The organism is Lysinibacillus sp. G01H (assembly GCF_028872195.1).
Taxonomy (GTDB): domain Bacteria; phylum Bacillota; class Bacilli; order Bacillales_A; family Planococcaceae; genus Lysinibacillus; species Lysinibacillus capsici.
This window is the reverse complement of the sequence record NZ_CP118397.1, coordinates 2,714,156-2,733,264: the sequence shown is the minus strand read 5'-3', so window position 1 is coordinate 2,733,264 and position 19,109 is coordinate 2,714,156. Positions and strand designations below refer to the sequence as shown.

Annotated in this window: 21 protein-coding genes; 13 read left to right on the top strand and 8 right to left on the bottom strand. The window is 36.2% G+C overall.

Annotated features, from left to right (window positions below; genetic code table 11):
* Positions 1 to 84: 84 nt before the first annotated feature.
* Both PSR12_RS13995 and PSR12_RS13990 read left to right on the top strand, forming a co-directional pair.
* Positions 85 to 423 carry a hypothetical protein gene (locus tag PSR12_RS13995; protein ID WP_258860462.1) on the top strand — a complete coding sequence of 113 codons (339 nt, stop codon included), beginning with the start codon at positions 85 to 87 and terminating at the stop codon, positions 421 to 423.
* Between the two features lie 662 nt (positions 424 to 1,085).
* Positions 1,086 to 1,721, top strand: coding sequence for a 50S ribosomal protein L25/general stress protein Ctc (locus PSR12_RS13990; protein ID WP_016991678.1), 636 nt, complete (start codon positions 1,086 to 1,088; stop codon positions 1,719 to 1,721).
* Positions 1,722 to 1,766: 45 nt separating this feature from the next.
* Here PSR12_RS13990 and PSR12_RS13985 read toward each other — a convergent pair whose 3' ends face one another.
* The 3 genes from PSR12_RS13985 to PSR12_RS13975 form a co-directional block, all read right to left on the bottom strand.
* A complete protein-coding gene (locus tag PSR12_RS13985; RefSeq protein WP_274769402.1) occupies positions 1,767 to 2,375 on the bottom strand; it encodes a DUF2812 domain-containing protein in 609 nt (202 codons plus the stop codon).
* On the bottom strand, positions 2,362 to 2,685 hold the full coding sequence (locus PSR12_RS13980) for a PadR family transcriptional regulator (RefSeq protein WP_274769401.1): 324 nt from the start codon (positions 2,683 to 2,685) through the stop codon (positions 2,362 to 2,364). The genes PSR12_RS13985 and PSR12_RS13980 overlap by 14 nt, the downstream gene beginning before the upstream one ends.
* Before the next feature lie 109 nt (positions 2,686 to 2,794).
* Positions 2,795 to 3,421 carry a YczE/YyaS/YitT family protein gene (locus PSR12_RS13975; RefSeq protein ID WP_205444071.1) on the bottom strand — a complete coding sequence of 209 codons (627 nt, stop codon included), beginning with the start codon at positions 3,419 to 3,421 and terminating at the stop codon, positions 2,795 to 2,797.
* A 163-nt stretch (positions 3,422 to 3,584) separates the two neighbouring features.
* On the opposite strand from PSR12_RS13975, the gene PSR12_RS13970 reads away from it, so the two are divergent.
* From PSR12_RS13970 to PSR12_RS13960, 3 genes are all read left to right on the top strand, one after another.
* Positions 3,585 to 4,007: a pyridoxamine 5'-phosphate oxidase family protein gene (locus tag PSR12_RS13970; RefSeq protein ID WP_048392416.1), complete on the top strand. Its 423-nt coding sequence runs from the start codon at positions 3,585 to 3,587 to the stop codon at positions 4,005 to 4,007.
* Positions 4,008 to 4,101: 94 nt separating this feature from the next.
* The gene (gene ade, locus PSR12_RS13965) at positions 4,102 to 5,847 is read left to right on the top strand and encodes an adenine deaminase (RefSeq protein WP_274769400.1); all 1,746 of its coding nucleotides are present in this window, start codon (positions 4,102 to 4,104) and stop codon (positions 5,845 to 5,847) included.
* Positions 5,848 to 6,097: 250 nt separating this feature from the next.
* On the top strand, positions 6,098 to 6,634 hold the full coding sequence (locus PSR12_RS13960; protein ID WP_221680290.1) for a DUF6143 family protein: 537 nt from the start codon (positions 6,098 to 6,100) through the stop codon (positions 6,632 to 6,634).
* Between the two features lie 115 nt (positions 6,635 to 6,749).
* Here the strand turns inward: PSR12_RS13960 and PSR12_RS13955 are convergent, their stop codons facing one another.
* From PSR12_RS13955 to PSR12_RS13945, 3 genes are all read right to left on the bottom strand, one after another.
* Positions 6,750 to 7,553, bottom strand: coding sequence for a methyl-accepting chemotaxis protein (locus PSR12_RS13955; protein WP_004230681.1), 804 nt, complete (start codon positions 7,551 to 7,553; stop codon positions 6,750 to 6,752).
* A gap of 57 nt (positions 7,554 to 7,610) precedes the next feature.
* Entirely contained in the window at positions 7,611 to 9,182 is a 1,572-nt protein-coding gene (locus PSR12_RS13950) for a phytoene desaturase family protein (protein WP_221680291.1), read from the bottom strand.
* A 393-nt stretch (positions 9,183 to 9,575) separates the two neighbouring features.
* Positions 9,576 to 10,475 carry a MerR family transcriptional regulator gene (locus tag PSR12_RS13945; protein WP_274769399.1) on the bottom strand — a complete coding sequence of 300 codons (900 nt, stop codon included), beginning with the start codon at positions 10,473 to 10,475 and terminating at the stop codon, positions 9,576 to 9,578.
* Positions 10,476 to 10,826: 351 nt separating this feature from the next.
* Between PSR12_RS13945 and PSR12_RS13940 the strand changes: the two genes are divergently transcribed.
* The 4 genes from PSR12_RS13940 (at position 10,827) to PSR12_RS13925 (ending at position 14,244) form a co-directional block, all read left to right on the top strand.
* Positions 10,827 to 11,537, top strand: coding sequence for a TspO/MBR family protein (locus PSR12_RS13940; RefSeq protein WP_221680293.1), 711 nt, complete (start codon positions 10,827 to 10,829; stop codon positions 11,535 to 11,537).
* Between the two features lie 253 nt (positions 11,538 to 11,790).
* Complete coding sequence (locus tag PSR12_RS13935; protein WP_054550453.1) at positions 11,791 to 12,393, top strand: hypothetical protein; 603 nt, start codon at positions 11,791 to 11,793, stop codon at positions 12,391 to 12,393.
* 185 nt (positions 12,394 to 12,578) lie between these two features.
* A complete protein-coding gene (locus tag PSR12_RS13930; RefSeq protein WP_221680294.1) occupies positions 12,579 to 13,127 on the top strand; it encodes a flavodoxin family protein in 549 nt (182 codons plus the stop codon).
* A gap of 217 nt (positions 13,128 to 13,344) precedes the next feature.
* A complete protein-coding gene (locus PSR12_RS13925; protein ID WP_221680295.1) occupies positions 13,345 to 14,244 on the top strand; it encodes a LysR family transcriptional regulator in 900 nt (299 codons plus the stop codon).
* 22 nt (positions 14,245 to 14,266) lie between these two features.
* Here the strand turns inward: PSR12_RS13925 and PSR12_RS13920 are convergent, their stop codons facing one another.
* Together PSR12_RS13920 and PSR12_RS13915 are read right to left on the bottom strand one after the other, a co-directional pair.
* The gene (locus PSR12_RS13920) at positions 14,267 to 15,295 is read right to left on the bottom strand and encodes an S-layer homology domain-containing protein (RefSeq protein WP_274769396.1); all 1,029 of its coding nucleotides are present in this window, start codon (positions 15,293 to 15,295) and stop codon (positions 14,267 to 14,269) included.
* Between the two features lie 125 nt (positions 15,296 to 15,420).
* Positions 15,421 to 16,158, bottom strand: a complete 738-nt coding sequence (locus PSR12_RS13915) for an SDR family NAD(P)-dependent oxidoreductase (RefSeq protein ID WP_221680297.1) — start codon at positions 16,156 to 16,158, stop codon at positions 15,421 to 15,423.
* A 160-nt stretch (positions 16,159 to 16,318) separates the two neighbouring features.
* Between PSR12_RS13915 and PSR12_RS13910 the strand changes: the two genes are divergently transcribed.
* The 4 genes from PSR12_RS13910 (at position 16,319) to PSR12_RS13895 (ending at position 19,101) form a co-directional block, all read left to right on the top strand.
* The gene (locus tag PSR12_RS13910; RefSeq protein WP_221680298.1) at positions 16,319 to 16,927 is read left to right on the top strand and encodes a TetR/AcrR family transcriptional regulator; all 609 of its coding nucleotides are present in this window, start codon (positions 16,319 to 16,321) and stop codon (positions 16,925 to 16,927) included.
* 206 nt (positions 16,928 to 17,133) lie between these two features.
* Positions 17,134 to 17,295: a hypothetical protein gene (locus PSR12_RS13905; protein ID WP_004230657.1), complete on the top strand. Its 162-nt coding sequence runs from the start codon at positions 17,134 to 17,136 to the stop codon at positions 17,293 to 17,295.
* 153 nt (positions 17,296 to 17,448) lie between these two features.
* On the top strand, positions 17,449 to 18,363 hold the full coding sequence (locus tag PSR12_RS13900) for a metal ABC transporter solute-binding protein, Zn/Mn family (protein WP_221680299.1): 915 nt from the start codon (positions 17,449 to 17,451) through the stop codon (positions 18,361 to 18,363).
* A 9-nt stretch (positions 18,364 to 18,372) separates the two neighbouring features.
* Positions 18,373 to 19,101, top strand: a complete 729-nt coding sequence (locus tag PSR12_RS13895; RefSeq protein ID WP_004230653.1) for a metal ABC transporter ATP-binding protein — start codon at positions 18,373 to 18,375, stop codon at positions 19,099 to 19,101.
* The last annotated feature ends 8 nt before the right edge of the window (positions 19,102 to 19,109 follow it).

Genomic DNA, 19,109 nt, shown 5'->3' with positions numbered 1-19,109 from the left:
ATTAAAATTAATATATCTAAAAATCAGCCATCCAGAAAATATAATAGCATAGTAAGAAAAGCGAATCTTTATGATTTATTTTTTATGAAAAATAAAGCTATTAATACATTGGTTTCAGGGTTAAACTATTCTTTAACAGACACTGAAAAATCGAGTGCATTTATTTATATAGGACTTTTATATTCTGATTTAAAAAAATACAATAAGGCATCTGAATATTTTCATAAAGGTTTGAAAATCCTTGAAAATGAAGAATTCTATTACAGTCCTAATTTCAATAAAATCATTAAGGTTTTTGTAAAAAATAGAGATTTCGAAAAAGCCACTTACTGGTTAGAGAACTTTAATGGTAGAATATCCTATGATAAAAAATTTAGTAAACTAGGTAATCTTAATTCATATATAAAAAACATTAATAAGTAACCTGAGATAATATCAATTTTTTGAAAAACGTTCTAACAAGCAAGGGTTTAATACCTTGCTTGTTGTTTTTTATAGCGCTACTAGTAATAAAGCCCAAACACTATTGGTCAGTAGTTTGGGCTTTACTCTTTTATCTACGTTTATCCATCTCATTGAGTACCTTTTCACCATCTTTAGAAGACATGTTCGTATATAAGGAAGTAGTTTTAATATCTGAGTGACCTAATTGATCCCTTTATAAAATTATGTCTCCACCGCTCCGGATAAAATCTACTGCAAATGAATATCTAAGATTATGTGGACTTTTACCGTTTCTAAAGAAAGCTGATGTATATTTATTTACGATATTTTGAATGGCTCTTCTATATAAAGGTCTTACAACACCACCATAAACGCTAACAAAAAGGAAAGGGGGATTTTTTAGCGCCTGGGTATCTAGATTTCTCTAACATCCATGAACCGTTCTAAATCTACAATAGCACTTTCTAAAACGGACACAAAGTCAGGTTTGTTACCTTTTCGTACAACATCTATGTATCTGCTGTGCAAATGTATATTGTTCATTTCGAGGAGGTATTTTTAGTTATAGACAAAGGTATAAAAAATAGGGGAAAAGGCAAAACCTTTTATGAGACTAGTTTCCATGAAAGGGGAAATCTTCGATGAATATGGTTCTAACTGCTAATAAACGTCAAAAAGGGCGTCATTCGTCACTAACACAGCTTCGACAAAATGGGGCTATTCCTGGTGTTGTTTACGGTTTTCAAATGGAGCCGACAGCCATTACGTTAGATGCTAGAGCTTTTGCGAAAATATTGGCTGCACATGGTACGAAAAGTGTCTTTCAACTCGATGTGGAAGGAAAGCGCATCAATGCTGTTTTAACAGAAGTGCAGCGCTGTGCATTGAAGGGTAATGTAAAACATGTTGATTTCAAGTCCATTAATATGTCTGAGGAGCTAGAAGTCGATATTCCGGTAACCGTGATCGGTGATGCTGTAGGAGTGGCAGAAGGAGGCTTCCTGCTTCAGCCTAATCGTGAGGTTCGCATTAAAGTGAAGCCAACTGAAATTCCAGAAACCATTGAAATAGATGCCACGAATGTTGCGATTGGCACTTCTCTTTATGTAGGGGATATTCGCCAACAGTTTCCGTTTGAAATTTTACATGAGGATGACTATACACTGGTGACCATCACACCACCAGCTGCTGAAAATGTACAGGAAGATGATACAGTCGACGATACACCTGAAGTGCTTGAAGCGACAGGGCAAAATACGGATGAAACAAGAGGATAGAGAAAGAGGGAGCCATCTTACATTTCGTAAGTGGCTCCTTACCATTTATTGGTTAAACCGCTGTATCGATTTTCGGTAACGATAATATAAAGTGATGTAAATACTACAAGTTACTAAAAATAGCCATGGTGGGATAAAGCGCCCGATGGCAAAGGGTGTTTCAAATAAAAAGGCAAAAAGGAAAGAAAACCCTACTTTCTCCCATAAACCAGGTGTAAAATACGCATTTTTTATACTGAAAAGGGAGTAGTAACTATCGTTGGCATAAAAAATCATTAAGAAGGTAAATGACAGTATGGCCCAGTTGCTTGCTTGTTTCATTAAACGTTTATATTTCGCAATGTAGGAATCATGATCTGAAAATAATTCATCATTGCCATCTTTTCTTTTTAACCAATAGTAGGTGCCGTCATAGGCTTTTTCTTTTACTATACGCCAGCCAAAATCCTCATGTAATTGCTTATAGGTCGCTTTCTTTTCTTTGCGAAGCTCCTGCTGACAATCAATCCGAATAACTTGTTCAAGATCTTCAGTAGGCTGAAATGTATAAATACCTGCTGAGTTTATGTTGGAGCATAGCCAACCCTTAGCTAACATTTCATTTAACCAGCGCTCTTCCTTTTCGATATCAAAAAAGACTTTAAATTTTATCATGTTTGCTAGCTCCCTCATATAAAGCTAAAATGTGCTGCAATCTTTGCTGCTCTGCCGCTAATATTTCTAGACCCTCTTCGGTCGTTTGATAAACCTTGCGTCTTGAATCCTGGGTTTCAACAGGTGTAATCCAATGATATTTCAATAAATTTTCAATGGCTCCATACATAGTACCAGCAGCAATCCTTACTGTACCAGCACTCATTTCCTCAATTTTTTGCATCATCGCATAACCATGCAGTGGTTCACGTAAGGCAAGTAAAATGTAATGCATGGTTTCAGATAAAGGTAATAATTTATGTTTTTTCATATCTTCACCTCAAATATACAGTCAGACTATATAGTTTGATTATATATAGTTGAACTGTATATTTCAACTGTAAAAAAAGACAATGCAAAAACTGCATTGTCATTAAAGTTTAGACAACAGCGCTTTTCACGCCTGTCCATCGCATAAATAATTTTTCGTTATAGGATAAGGCAAATTGTACGATTGGTCCAAGTCCAAATGCCATAAATACCGTACCGATACCAATAGGACCACCAAGTAGGAAGCCAATAATTGCAACCGTTACTTCCATTGTTGTACGAGAGCGAGTCACACTCCAGCCAAGCTTATGGACCATCATCAGCATGAGTGTATCACGCGGTCCAATACCTAAGTTCGCCACCATATACATCCCACAGCCCCAGCCAAGTAAAACTAACCCTGTTAGGTAAGATATAAGTTGCATCCAAAAACCATCAATATCAGGTAACCAATAGTTAAAAATATCAATAAAAATGCCTGCCAAAAACATATCGATAAACGTTCCAGGTAAAGGGAATTTTTTTGTAATCAGCATATCAAATGCTAAAATAGCAAGTCCCAAAATAATGGACCATGAACCGATTGATAAGCCTACTGTTTTTGTTAAGCCAATATGTAGTACATCCCATGAGCCCACTCCAAAAAGTTGGCCTTTAATTGTTAAGGTGATACCAAAAGAAAGCACGATAATGCCTGTTATGAAAAACAAACAGCGCGTAAGAAAAGCTTGTTTCATTTTTAACCCTCATTCATTCGAAAATTCCTGTTGTCCATCCAGTTATTATAACAATAGATTTTCATTATGTCCGAAGATTGTCATTTCGCATTTTTCAAAAAAATACGGTTTAGCTTTCTTGGGAAAGGGCAAAATAGGTATATAGATGAAAGGATGGGATACTATGACTTCTGTACGTGATGAAATTTTAGAAGTATTAAATCGAGAAAAGATTGGAACAATGGCAACTGTAGAAAATGGCAAGCCTTACTCACGATACATGACGTTCCAGCATGAAGATTTTGTATTGTATACAGTGACGAATAAACATTCAGAAAAAATGGAAGAGCTACGCAAAAACCCATATACCCATATTTTATATGGCTACGAAAATGGTGGTTTTGGTGATACGTATGTGGAAATAGAAGGAAAACTTACAGAAGTACATGAAGAAGGGATAAAAAATAAACTAGCTGAATTTTTTACGAGTATCTTTATTGGCAATCAGGATGAAATGGTGACATTAAAGATTGAGCCTATTCGTATGCGCTTAATGAATAAAAAAGGGCAGCCACCTAAAGAGCTAGAATTTTCAAACGACCATTGACAATGGTCGTTTTTTACTGATGTAGCGATAAATAGTTGCAATGGTTAGCATCTTTTTGGCATGATAGTTCTTAAAAGAAAAAGGAGTATAGGTTATGGCGATAAAATTACAGCAGCTAACACAAAATGTATTATCCTCTCAAGGAAAATTAGAGGCAGATTTTATACTGAGAAATGCGCAAATTGCGGATGTTTTTTCGTTAACATGGCAAAAAGCAGATATCGTCGTGAAAAATGGTATGATTGTTGCTCTAGATCGCACGAATAAGTTTCACGCTAAACAGGAAGAGGATGCGGCAGGAGGCTATGTCATTCCTGGTTTAATTGATGGGCATATACATATTGAGTCTTCTATGTTGACACCAGGGGAATTTAGTCGCGTTTTACTTCCTCATGGTATTACAACAGTGATGACAGATCCTCATGAGATTGCCAATGTCGCAGGAGCGGAAGGCATTCAATTTATGCTCGATGATGCACAAAATGCAGATATGGATATTTTTGTCATGCTGCCATCAAGTGTACCAGGTACACAGTTTGAAAATGCAGGCGCTACACTAACGGCTAAGGATTTGGCGCCATTTCTACAACATGAACAGGTTCGGGGATTAGCTGAGGTCATGGATTTCCCAGCGGTATTAAATGGGCAAGAGGACATGCTTCAGAAAATTTTATTATCAAAGGAAGCAAATTTAGTCATTGATGGGCATTGTGCAGGCTTACAAAGCGAGCAAATTACAGGCTATCGAGCTGCGGGTATTCACACAGATCATGAATGTGTAACGGCTGAGGAAGCCATTGACCGTGTAGAGCAGGGGATGTATGTACTGATCCGAGAAGGCTCAGCCGCTAAAAACTTACGTGACTTATTGCCAGCTGTCCAGTCACATAATGCTCGGCGCTTTGGTTTCTGTACAGATGATAAATATGTGGATGAATTAATCGACGAAGGCAGCATCAATTATGATATCGCCATGGCAATAGCTGAAGGGATGCCACCATTGCAAGCAATCCAGTTAGCTACCGTTAACACCGCAGAATGCTATCGTTTATTGGATCGAGGTGTACTCGCACCAGGCTATAAGGCAGATTTTGTGTTAGTAGAGAATTTGTCAACAATGCAGGCAAAGGCCGTATGGAAAAATGGGCGGAAAGTGGCTGAAGATGGTAGAATGCTGACTAATCGTCAAGTGCCAGTTGTGCCTGCTCATATCCATCAATCTGTCCATTTACCAACCATTACAAAGGATAGGCTACAACTAGCATTCACAAAGGGTACAAAGGCGAATGTAATGGAGATTGTGCCAAATCAGCTAATTACCAATCATGTAATAATTGATGTACCTATAAAGGATGGTGTTTTCGTCCCTTCTGTAGAACAAGATCTACTGAAATTAGCCGTCATCGAACGTCATCATCAGTTACACACGACAGGTTTAGGAATCGTCAAAGGCTTTGGCTTACAAAAAGGGGCAGTTGCCACAACAGTAGCTCATGATTCACATAATGCCCTTGTTGTAGGAACAAATGATGGGGATATGGTCCTGGCGCTTACACGCATTCAGGAAATTCAAGGAGGCTTTGTCATTGTAGCGGATGGCCATATTCTAGCGGAGATGCCATTAACCATTGGAGGCTTGATGACAGATGTACCAGCTCAGCAGGCAAAGGAGCAGCTAGCAGGCCTGCACAGTGCATTAAAGACGCTTAATCCAACATTAGATTTCCATTTTCTACTGACGTTTTCTTTTGTGGCATTACCAGTTATTCCTGCTTTAAAGCTAACAGATACAGGATTATTTGATGTGACAACCTTCCAGCATATCTCAGTAGAAGCATAGATAAAAAAACGACCTACTAGCTTTCATTAAGCTTTTAGGTCGTTTTCTTATATTGCTTATTTAGTGCTAGCTCTCATTCACCATCATTTACGAACTATAAACATGCTTAAAAGTCATTGTAATATGGAATTAGTCGTAAAATTAAGGATTGTGTGTTGATTATTTCAACCTCTTATTTGTAAGATATTTTCGTCTAAACATCCCTACTAAAAATACATACATTAATATATAAAAGGGGGTGAGATTGACAATGAAAAATAATGATCGATTTATGAAAGTAGTTAGTATTCCTACGCCTTTATATGAATCATTATTAGGTCAATATTTTGTTGGGCAAACCGAATTAATTACCTTACAAAAAGGAAGAAATGCGTGGGGAAGCTTGAGTAATCCTAAATATTCTAATGTGGATTTGTTTGTAAATGCGTTTACCATTACTAATTATTCTAAGCAACCTATTCTAGCTGAAATTTGGTTTAATGCAATACCTCCTGGGGATTCAATGATTTCTAAAAATGTAACGCCTACTAATACAGCCATTTATCCACCACCAAATCCAGACGTTAAAATTGAATTTGCTGAACTTGTTGAAGGGCACCCATATAAAGGAGTAAATGCGTTTAAACGAATTGTTCCACCACAAAGTACTTTAGTAAGCGATGAAGATGGAAAATTTATTTTTCCATCTGGTGAATCATTTGTAATTTTTTTAGTTACACAGGACAATGAATGTATAGAGGCTGAGATAGCATTTGGGTGGTTTGAAAAAATGAAAAAATACCATTAAATAATAAGGATATTGTTAGTAGAATATAATTTATAGTGATATTAATTAGTTAGAAAAAAGAAGCTAAAGCTCTCAAATATCTATTGAGAACTTTAGCTGCTGTATTATTGACTAGTTAAAGCATTTTTTCGAATCTATCAATGGCTTTATTAAATTCATTGTGAGTTTCTGTTACAACTTTCTTCAAATCATGTGTAATATTATCGACCTTTTCCGTATCACTTTCTATAGTCATTACATTATATTCGATATTTCGAAGTGCATTATCAACATTCAGTGCTAATTTTCGTACCTCTTCTGCTACGACTTTAAATCCGCGACCTTTTTCACCAACACGTGCAGCCTCTATTGCGGCATTCAGTGCTAGGACATTTGTTTGTTTAGCGATAGTATGAATCACTTTTACAGTATCTCTAATTGCGTCAACTTCTTTGGCAAGTGATGCTACAGCTTTTATGTTTTCTTCTGAATTGGATACAACAATTTCTACTAACTCCTGAGGCATACTTTTTAGTTTAGCAATAATCTCTAAAGTATTGAATTCTCGATTTGTAATATCTGTTGAAATTTTTAATATGGAACTTACCTTATTATTGTCATTGAAAATGGGGAGGTAAGTTGCTTCAAGCCATATAGAATCGTTCATTTTACTTATTCTTTCAATTTTTCCTTCATATTTTTCTCCATTTAATAAACCTTGCCATAGGAGATGATAGTCTGGGCTTTGTATAAAATCCGGTTTACAAAACTTTTCATGACCCATCCCAATAACTTCATCCACCTGATATCCTAGAACCTCTGCAAATTTTTTATTAGCCCAAATCACTTTTCTATTCAAGTTAAACTCTACGAGGGCTAAATTTTTTTTCATTGAATCTACAATTGCATTTTCATTCATATGTTTTGTCTGAATATTCATATTTTCAAATCCTTATATTAGGTAGCTAAGCTAAATTTAATTCATACTTAATGATTATTAGATATGCAACATTACTTTTTCACTAGGTTTGTTATTGAGTTCCGTATTAAAGAGATCTATTTTAGGTAAAGGTTTCACTGCTAATTGTGCTAGACCATGCTTTTGTAGAATTCCATTAGAAGTAATACGGGCAGACTCCAAGATAATCGGTAAACCACTTCCTGGATGTGTACCACCGCCAACTAACCAGCTATTTTTTAATTCTTCAAATTTATTGTGAGGGCGGAATGTCAGCATCTGTGTAAGCTGATGACCTAGGTTAAAAGTTGCTCCTTTATATACACCTAAATTCTCTTCCCAATTTTTCGGTGAAATTATGTGTTCTTCTTCAATGTATTGCTCTAGATTTTCAATGCCAAGTTTGTCCTCAATTAACCCAATTAGCATGTTACGATAATCTTGTTCACAGGTATCCCACTCAATATGACTGAAATTATTAGGTACTGGTGCTAATACATATAGCGTTGATTTCCCTTGTGGGGCAACTGTCGGATCTGTTACAACTGCATTTTGAATGTAGATAGATGGATCATCCGACAACAATTTATGGTTAGTAATTTCTTCAACATTTTTTCGGTAATTTTTTGCAAACCAGATCGTATGATGGGGCAAATCAAATTTTTTATTGACACCTAGATAAAGCATAAAAGTAGAGCAAGAGTATTTTTTCTTCTCTAACTTTTCTTTAGTGTATTTTTTAAGAACACCAGGCTCGACTAAATGAGTCATCGCATGACCAAAATCACTATTTATTATTACTTCATTAGATGCTATTTTTTCGCCATTATCTAAAATGACACCCTTTACCTTTCGACCATCCAACCAGAGCTTTGAAACGCCACAGTTCGTGTAGATCTCTCCACCATTTTCTCGTACAACCTTTGCCATTGCCTGTGTTAACTTATTAATGCCACCTGTAATGTGATAAACACCATAAGCATGCTCAATAAAAGATAGAATGGAAAATGCACCAGGACTTTCCCACGGAGACATGCCTAGGTATTTTGCTTGGAAAGTAAAGGCAAGTTGTAATTCCTCTTGCTTGTAAAATCGTGAAAGCGTATCGATTAAAGATCTACCGATTTCAAGCTCACCCAATGCCTTTAAAACTTTTGGTTGTAGTAAATCTGTATAACGGTTCATGCTTGCTTGCAATACAGGTACTAACGCTTCTAATTTGTGATTAGTTTCCTTCATATATTTTTCAAAAGATCCCTCATTGCCTGGAAATAGTTCATTTATTTGACGAATCATTTCCTCACGATCACGAGTCATTTTAATGCGTTTATCGTGAAAAATTAATTCATACATTGGATCGAGGTTTACTAGATCTATATAATTATGTATATTTTTACCGGCAAGCTCGAATATTTCTTCAATAATATAAAACATATTTAAAAATGTGGGGCCCATATCAAATTTATATTCTCCTAGCTTTATTTCACTTGTTCTACCACCAATATAGGGTTGTTTCTCGTAAACTTTGACATTAAATCCTTTAGCGCTAAGCAGCATTGCCGACGCTAAACCACCTGGACCAGCTCCTATAACAATAATCTCCTTTTTCATTGTAAAAAACCTCCGTATCTGCTATTTAGTCTTTTAACACTACCTGTATTGAGTCATGATTTATAAATAGATAAAAATATTTATGGTTGTACAAAAGTTATACAGTGATTATACAGTTAGTGTACAAAAATGTGCAAACTATATATTCTTGAAATTTAAAAAATTATTTTATGGCTATTGCGTACAAAAAAAATCATAGACAAAAGCATGCGTAACCAATGCTTTCATCCATGATATTCTCGTTTAACTTCTCAATAAAATAGATTGTAATAACAATGCCTTATTTAAACAGGGATAGCAGTATTAATAAACTTTTTAACGTTTGTTTATAGTACTAGTTCTAACCAAAAACGTTAAACTCCTACTAAAAATAAAGTTATTTAGAGTGAGAGTTTATAAGTTATTTATAACTTCATCAATAGTACTGGCAATAGCAATTGAATGTAAGGAATGTGTTTTTAAATACTCTTCAGAGCCAGCACCCCCCATATAAAATCGAATAGAAGGATGTTGTGCAGCGAAGTCATCTAATTGCTGAATGCTAGTAGGGTATAACTCAAATGGCCTTGTAGTCATAGCAGATAATAGAACCACCTTTGGTTTAAAATGTATGATTAAAGATTCAATTGCCCCAACAGCTGGAGAACTGCCAACAAGGAATGATCGCCAACCAGTCATCATTGCTTGCAACAATAAAATATGAAGTTGAACTTCATGATGCTCCCCTGGTAAGCATGCGCCCATTATAAGTGGTGCATCCTCTTTAGAGTGATAATTTCGTCTTAATTGTACTAAATAATCTCTAACAATCATCGTAGTCACAGATTCTTGATACTCAGTCCATTCCTGTTTTTCCCACAATCTTCCTACCTCTTGTAAGAAAGGAATAATCACATGAGATAGAAATTTTGCTAATCCTAATGAATGATTTGCTTGTTGCAGGAGTCGATTAAGTTCTACTTCATTGCAAAGTCTTCCTTCTTCCAATAAAAGATGACAGAAATGATCTACATTGTCGCTTATGGTCAACACTGTGGGGGTAACTGCCTCTAAAACATTTTGATTGCTAAGTACAATTGTCACTGCTTGTTTTATAGAATAGCCTTGGTTCGAAAGGCTAAGTACTTTTAAATATAGCTGCACATCCTCTTCACTATAAACACGGTGTCCATTTTCTAATCTTTTGGGATGAACAAGTTGGTAGCGCTCTTCCCATTTACGTATCACTTGTTTGGATAGCCCTGTGATTTCAGATACCTGTGTAATATTATATTGCCAATCTGTTGGTGTCATTATTTCCCTGCCTTTCTATAGCTAGTAACATTCATGATTGTGAGTATTTGTGTACCGTAGTGCTCTCCGAAACCTTACAACTTTTCATATTATAATATAGATATTTAAAAGTTGTACAACAATTGTATAACTATAGTGGTTGAATATTGAATAACAGGGAAATAAGGGTGGGGAATTTAATGAGACAATTTGTTGGTTTTTTCTTCCATACCATAATGAATAGGCTATACGATTTTATAGATAAGCTAATGGCTTTAAATAATTTATTAATGTTATGTAAGCGGAGTAATTATAAGTTGGAAAGGGTAATGAATATATTGAATTAGATGATGTATATGAGGGGGAAAGAACATGAAATGGATTGCACTCATAAGTTATTTTGCCATGGTTATTATTAATGGACTAGCTAGCACGGTGGGGATTAATGGGAAAAAGACAGGTGAAATTTCTAATCAGGTAGATGTATTGTTTATTCCAGCAGGCTATGTTTTTAGTATTTGGGGCTTGATTTATTTTTTATTATTCATTTGGCTTGTACAACAATTTCGGTCTTCCACTACTAATCGTATAAATAGCAATCTGGGTCTCTTTGTAATTACTGCATTTTTAAATATCGCATGGTTGTTGAGCTGGCATTATGAATTGTTTATAACGTCCATTGTTATTATGGTCGGCTTATTGGTTCATATAATTTTTCTGTATGTAAGTTACCCGAAAGAGGATAATCGTTTTTCAGGGAGACTTCCGTTTTCTGTATATTTAGGGTGGATTAGTGTGGCGTTGATGGCTAATATTAGCTTTGTGCTTAAATATTATGAGTGGGATGGGTTTGGGCTCTCAGAGGAAATATGGGCACAGTTATTACTTATTCTTGCGACTGTGCTAGCTGCTTTTATACGTGTTTATAAGCAAGATGTATTTTTTCCATTAGTAATTATCTGGGCTTTTATAGGAATCGCTATCAAGAATGGAGAAGATGCAGGGAGTATTTTCTATATGCCATTTATATATAGTTTGTTCCTGGTAATTTGGATTTTCATTGGAAGGCCTAAAAGAATATAGTTAAAGTATCTATAATATTTGATAGAAAGCGTGCTTTGAAAAGAAAATTTATTTATAAAGAAACCCAAACTAATGAAGTGTTATGGGCTTCTGTGTAGTTTGGGTTTTTTGTAAAGATAGGTGACCTTTCATCCAATTCTTCTTATCCAATGATTAAAATGTATTCACTTTTTTGAATGTAGAAATAATGGAAATATAAAGGGAATAAGCTCTTTTTGTCGAATCTTCTTATGATGAAAGGAGTAATCAAGTTTTGCTTGTCACAAATTATTTTTATGATCTACCAGAAGAGACTAAAGAGTCTATTTATTTATATGAATATAATCTTATATTGAGTAAAGAAGTTGAAATCATTCAATTACATCGAAAACGGTCAATTGTTTATGAAATGAAAAACAAAGGAATTATATTGAAAAAATTTTTATCTGAAGGAAAAGGGGATAACGATATTTACGCATTGTTGGAGTTAAACAGTAGTCCTTATTTTCCTAAAATTTATGCATATAAAAAAAGAGAGTTTTTATTTGTAGAAAAAGTGAATGGTAAAACTTTATCACAGGTTTTAAAAGAAGGCATAACTAACAACGAATTAAAAGAAATTGTTTTGAAAATGATTGAAGCAAAAAAAGATATGATGAATGTAGACAGATACGATTTTGATTTTAAATTTGAACATATATACTGGGATACGGAAAATAGCACTTTGAAATGGATTGATTTGGGTGCGTGTGTAAAAAACCCAATAGGATATTCTGAAGAAGAAAAAAAGAAACGAATTGAATATTGCATTAACCAAGTCAAACAACAATTTGCTAAATATGGGTATAGTTTGTTGGATAATTTAGAGGGGCTATAACTAACTATTGATTTCATTTTGTAACCTAGTTTAATTGAACATAATTTTAAAAGTATGCATGCAATTGTAATCGGATTTTTCGATTTATTTTATCGAAATAATCATCTTTATCGATTTGTGAAATCATAATAAGCTATTGATATACGGGGACACTAGTTAAAACTTTAAGGAAGTAGGGATACTAAATGTCAATAGCAGTTATTTACGGTGGAAATCGTCCTGATGGGAATGTAGAGACATTAACAAAATTAGTTATTCAAGGCCTAATGGTAGAAGAAATTTATTTAAAGGATTATTTAATTCAGCCGATCATTGATAAGCGTCATACTGAGGAGGGCTTTTCTAATATCAACGATGATTATAACGCCATCATTGACCGCATACTTCCGCATGACATTCTTATTTTTTCTACGCCTATTTATTGGTATAGCATGACAGGAATAATGAAGAATTTTATTGATCGATGGTCGCAAACTTTAAGGGATCCAGATTATCCTGATTTTAAGGCCCTGATGTCTTCTAAAAAAGCATATGTCATTGCAGTTGGTGGAGATGAGCCCTATATAAAAGGGTTACCCATGATTCAGCAATTTCAATATATATTTGACTTTATTGGGACAAAATTTGAAGCTTATATTGTAGGAGAAGGAAACAAACCAGGCGACATTCTACAAGATTTAAAAGTGTTATCTGCAGCTAATCTTCTAAAAAATGAATTAGCAGGGAACGAGTAATTGATAGCCGGATAAAAAGACTTATTTGGAATCTATTATGATCCAAATAAGTTTTTTTATTTAAATTTTAATGGCAACAGGCTTGGCTCCATCGTTTCAGATTGCTTTGTTCGCAAGCCTGTGTCCCTGTCACTTAGCTACTAACTAGTGTAAACTGAAATTTACTATCGATAAAGATGAATGTTTCGGTAAAATTGAATAAAAGGGGTTTGAGTGAATGGATATGAAGCAACTTCAGACGTTTTTAACAGCAGCTGAGACCTTAAGCTTTACTCAGACAGCACAGCTTCTTGACTACGCTCAATCAAGTATCACTGCCCAAATTAAAACATTAGAGCAGGAATTGGGTGTTATTCTTTTTGAGCGCCTAGGAAAACGTATTGTCCTAACAGAAGAAGGTAACCGTCTACAACAGTATGCCAAAAAAATGCTAGAGCTAGATCGTGATTTGAAAAAAGCTATGTCCACTGAGCCCGAACAAATCGTCTTAAAAATTGGGGCTCAAGAAAGTCAGTGTGTCTATCGACTACCAAGTATTTTACAGCAATTTCAACAAGCACACCCGCAAGTGAAAATCATTTTCAAGCCTGTGCATACAACAGCTATTGCAAAGGATTTATTACAAGCTGGTAAACTTGATATTGCATTGATAACGGACACTTATCAGGAAACTGCCATGCTCAAGCGAGAGCGATTGATTCAGGAACAGCTTGTTTTTGTGAGTGCCCCCAAAGAAATTAGTCAGCCTCTATCGGCTCAACAAATTTCAACTGAAACGATGCTGTTAACAGAAACAGGGTGCTCCTATCGTAATCATTTAGAGGCACAGCTACAGCAAGAGGGTGTCAAGCCCTTACAAATGATTGAATTCGCCAGTATTGAAGCGATCAAGCAATGTGTGATGGCAGGGTTAGGTATTACATTTTTACCTAAAATGGTTGTAGAGAAGGAGCTGGAAAGTGGGCAATTAATGGAAGTACCGTCCACAGTTGATTTAGCGCCGATTTATACAGATATTGCATGGCATAAAGATAAGCATATGCATCCCTGTCTCGAAGATTTTATTGCCATCGCCAAACATAGCTATGAAGCTTTTAAGGATGAAAAAAGAGCCTGAATGAATCAGACTCTGTTACAAATTATTGCTGCTTGAGGGTACCCGAAAAATTGGTGCCTTCATTACGTTCAGCACGACAATCAATCTCGGACACCTTTAGGGCATTATTGGATAAACGTTCAAACTCGACGACACAACGATTGCCATTCGAGGATGTATTCATGAGGGCTTTCGTGTTGCTTGTAATTGTGGCTGTGCCATTTACACTACCTGAAGCGGAGCCATCATTCGCCGTTAAAGCAATAGAAAAGCTCTTGTTTGTGGCATTGGAGATTATAGCATCACGGCGGTTAAACTCATTTGTACCCTTACCCCATTTATAGTAATAGGTATATACACCTTCCCATGCGCTTTTACTAGGAGTAGCCTGTTGTAATGATTTGTCGAGCTGATTTTGAGCATTTTTTGCCCTACTATTTAAAGATACGTTGTTGGCATTCTCATGAATTGCTTGTGCATCCGCTGAAATTTCATAATAATTTCGTTCGTCCATACGATAGAGCATCGTGACAACTTGCGCACGGGTCATGTTGTTTGTCACGCCATAAAACTTTTGTAAATTTCGCTCTTCGTACTGTGGATTTAGCCCGGAAGAAATATAGGTATCAAGTAAAAATTGAATAGATTGATTTAAGCCCTTCTTACCGCTAGCTAAATGAGCAATAGCCTGTGCCACTACACCGCGCTTCACAGTAGCCGCTCGGATTCGGTTGTCGAAATAGCCATTTAAAGGCACCCCATAGCTTGCGAGCTGGTTATAGAATTCATCCGACCAGTTTGCCGAAGGAGTTTGCTTTTTTAATTCGTCGATGGGCGTTTCGAGCTCATAAAAATTGGCTAATAGTTTTGCTAATTGCTGTTCCGTAATGGAAGCATTCGGTTTAAATGTACCGTCTGTAAAGCCGTTAACAATATCATATTCTTCTGCCCATAAAATAGCTTCATAGGCATAATGATCCTTTGATACGTCCCGAAAGCCAGCAGCTTGTACATTGCCTGCACTAGCTATTATCAGAATAGAAAATAATAATGTACCTATTACTTTTTTCATTTGTTGTCTTCATCCTTTCTTGCTCGCTTTAGTAATAGTTTGCAGGAAATGGATAAAAACTGCAAATTTTTCTAGTGAAAAAATAATCGCTGCCCTTTGTTGGGTAGCGATTATTTTAAACGTCGTTATTGGGCTGTGTAGCCACCATCTACTGTTAATGTGTTCCCTGTCATAAACGTTGAATCTTCACATGCCATAAATAAAACAGCTTTCGCCATTTCCTCTGGTTGTCCTAGTCGTTGCATAGGTGTGATCTGACGTAATGGCTCCTTACTTTCTTCCGGGATAATTGGTGTATCAATAAAGCCTGGACATAGGGCATTGACACGAATCCCCCGCGTAGCAAATTCCAATGCTAATGAACGTGTTAAATTAATCACGCCACCTTTTGCTGCATTATAAGCAGCTGATCCTGGCGAGCCAACCCAACCATACATTGAAGCTGTATTAACGATTGTTCCACCATTCGCTTTTAGCATTTCTTTGATGGCAGCCTGTGCCATTAAAAATACACCATCTAAGTCTACATTTACAGTTTGACGCCATTCCGCATAAGGAAGCTCCTCAGTTGGCGTAACACGTCCAATTCCTGCATTATTAAAAAGGACATCGACTTTGCCAAATGCCTCAATAGTTGTTTGATAAATAGCTGCTACTTCCTGTTCATCCGTTACGTTTGCTTTGATAAACATGGCTTCTGCTCCTGTTGCCTGTAGTTCAGCTGCAAATGCTTGGCCTTTTTCCTCGTTTAGGTCCACAAGCACCACTTTTGCTCCCTCTGCTACAAATAATTGGGCTGTTGCAGCACCGATACCAGAAGCACCACCTGTAATAATTGCGACTTTATCTTGTAATTTCCCCATACATGACACTCCCTTAAACAATCTTTTTTCTTGCACACTGTGTAAATCACGGTGTACTTTTATTGTAAAACGCCTGAAAACGGAAACAATCATTAATGTCGTAGTAAATATCTAACTAGTAGACATATGTGCCTGAAATGTCTAAAAGGGGGAAGTAAAATTGCCAAAATGGACACAAAGACAAGAAAGAACCCGCCGTCATTTTTATGAAGCGTTTGTCGAGTTAATGAAACAGCATGGTTTTCAAGCCATTACAGTGAAGGATATTGTAGAACGAGCGGGCTATAACCGTAGTACCTTTTATGTGCATTTTCAAGATAAATTTGAACTAGCAGAGAATTTACTAGAACAAATGCTGAGTGGTCTGGAAGTGGCAGTAGGTGAACCCTATCTATATGGTGAAAAGGTATATACGACAAAATTGAAAGCACCATCCTTTAATATTATTCATTACATTTATAAGCACCGTCAGTTTTTCGAGCTGCTGAATGTGGAAGATACGATTCCTGGGTTGCACACCCGTATGCCCTTAACGATTACAAAAATTTATCAAGAGCAATTTAAATTTGAGACGATCAATCAGCAGCCTGTCAACATGAACATGTTCAAGCATTATACTTCCTACGGCTTTTATGGATTGATGATGCAATGGATTGCAAGCGGTTATGAAAAATCAGAAGAAGCTTTAATCAAGGACATTATTGAATTAACGAAAACACATATTTATGCATTTGAATTTATAGGAAAGCCGCTGGAAAAAGAAGAATGAAAGTATATTAAAATAAATATATGTATTTTTATAAAAGAATCTCTAATGTCTGCATTAGGGATTTTTTTGTTTGGGCTAAACTAATTTTTGTGTAAGAAAAAAATTTTTTAAAAGAAATTTTCATAAAGTAGTTGAATTTTCTTTGTATTAAGCATATATTTTTCCTAAGGGAAACAAAATATCTCCAAAGAAAGAAGAGTGCGTGAATGAAAGATTTAGGTGATTTCAAGCTGACGATTCTTCCAATGGCCATTTTAATTATTTTAGCAATCGTATGGAAACTGACCGATTCAGTAGGCGCAGGTATGATGTTAATACTTTTCTGGATGAGCTGGCGCCAGCTTATCAGGAAAATGAATATAAATTAAGGTATTGTATGGAAAAAGTTAGGAGATTGAAGTTGAATACTACTAGGGGCGGGCATGACAAACAATTTACGGCTTGTCCGCCGATTGGTTACTTCGTTGTTTAGGCACTTTTTTCAAACAATTGCTTAAAAAAGAGAAAGTCGAGGTAGGAAAATGAAACAATGGTTAGGTGTGATGGTATTATCACTCTCATTTCTATTATTAGGCTGTTCAGCAGAAACAGAGGGTGAAAAAGAAGGTATTGTGGTTGCAACCACTGGACAAATTGCAGATGCGATAAAAGAAATCAGTGGTGATCATTTACAGGTATCAGCATTAATGGGTCCAGGTGTAGATCCCCATCTCTACAAGGCGACTCAAAGTGATTTATCAAAATTGGATAAAGCAGAAGTCATTTTTTATAATGGCTTACATTTAGAAGGACAAATGCTCGATATATTTGAACAAATGGCGAAGGATAAAACGGTCTTGGCAGTGGGCGAGACATTAGATGAAAAACAACTGCTTGCCAGTGATACGGATGCCATGCTCCATGATCCACATATTTGGTTTGATATTGAGCTTTGGAAAGGTGTTGTCAAGGCAATCAGTACGCAGCTTCAGGAAGAATACCCTGAATTTAAAGCAGATTTTCAAACAAATGAAGCAGCTTACTTGAAAAAGCTGGATGATTTACAAAGCTACGCAGAAAAGCGGGTGAATGAAATACCACAGCAACAAAGAATATTAGTAACCGCTCATGATGCATTCAATTATTTTGGCAGAAGTCAGGCATTTGAAGTACGTGGCTTGCAAGGGCTGAGTACGGATTCAGAGTATGGAGTGAAAGATGTTCAGGAGATGGTTGATTTCTTAGTAGAAAATAAGATTAAGGCTCTTTTTATAGAATCCAGTGTGTCCGATAAGGCGATGAAAGCTGTTATTGAAGGGGCTAAGGAGAAAGGCCACGACATTGTCATCGGTGGAGAATTATTCTCCGATGCTATGGGAGCTGAAGGAACAACAGAAGGTACGTATGTAGGTATGTATCAACATAACATCGACACGATCGTCGATGCATTAAAGTAGGTGAAGAATATGTATGCATTAACAGTGGAAAATCTATCGGTGGCGTATGATAAAAAAACAGTATTAGAAAATGCCTGTGTAACAGTGCCTACAGGTCATCTAGCTGCCATTATTGGCCCAAATGGTGCAGGGAAATCCACATTTTTAAAGGCCATTTTAAATCAGCTTCCCAATAAAGTAGGAAAGGTAGAAATTTTAGGGAAGGTGTTTGAGCCAAAGAGTTTAGTAGTAGGCTATGTTCCTCAGCGTAATGCGGTGGATTGGGATTTCCCAACAAATGCGTTGGATGTGGTGCTCATGGGGCGTTATGGCCATACAGGTTTATTTAAAAGACCGTCTAGGCAGGATAAAATTGTTGCTCGACAAGCTTTAGCAAGTGTTGGGATGCAGGATTTTGCAGAGCGTTCCATCGGGCAGCTTTCAGGAGGTCAGCAACAGCGTGTATTCCTGGCTAGAGCCCTTGCACAAAATGCAGATATCTATTTTTTAGATGAACCATTTGCAGGAGTAGATGCTGCGACAGAAAAAACGATTATTGATATTTTAAAGGATTTAAAGGCACAGGGAAAAAGTATTTTTGTTGTGCATCACGATCTTCAAACCGTTAAAGAATATTTTGACTATACGATTCTATTAAACAAAACGATTTTAGCATCAGGCGCAACAGAAGATGTTTTTACACCAGAGCAATTACAAAAAACATATGGTGGTAAACTTTTCATGATGCAGCATGTGTAAGGAGGGAC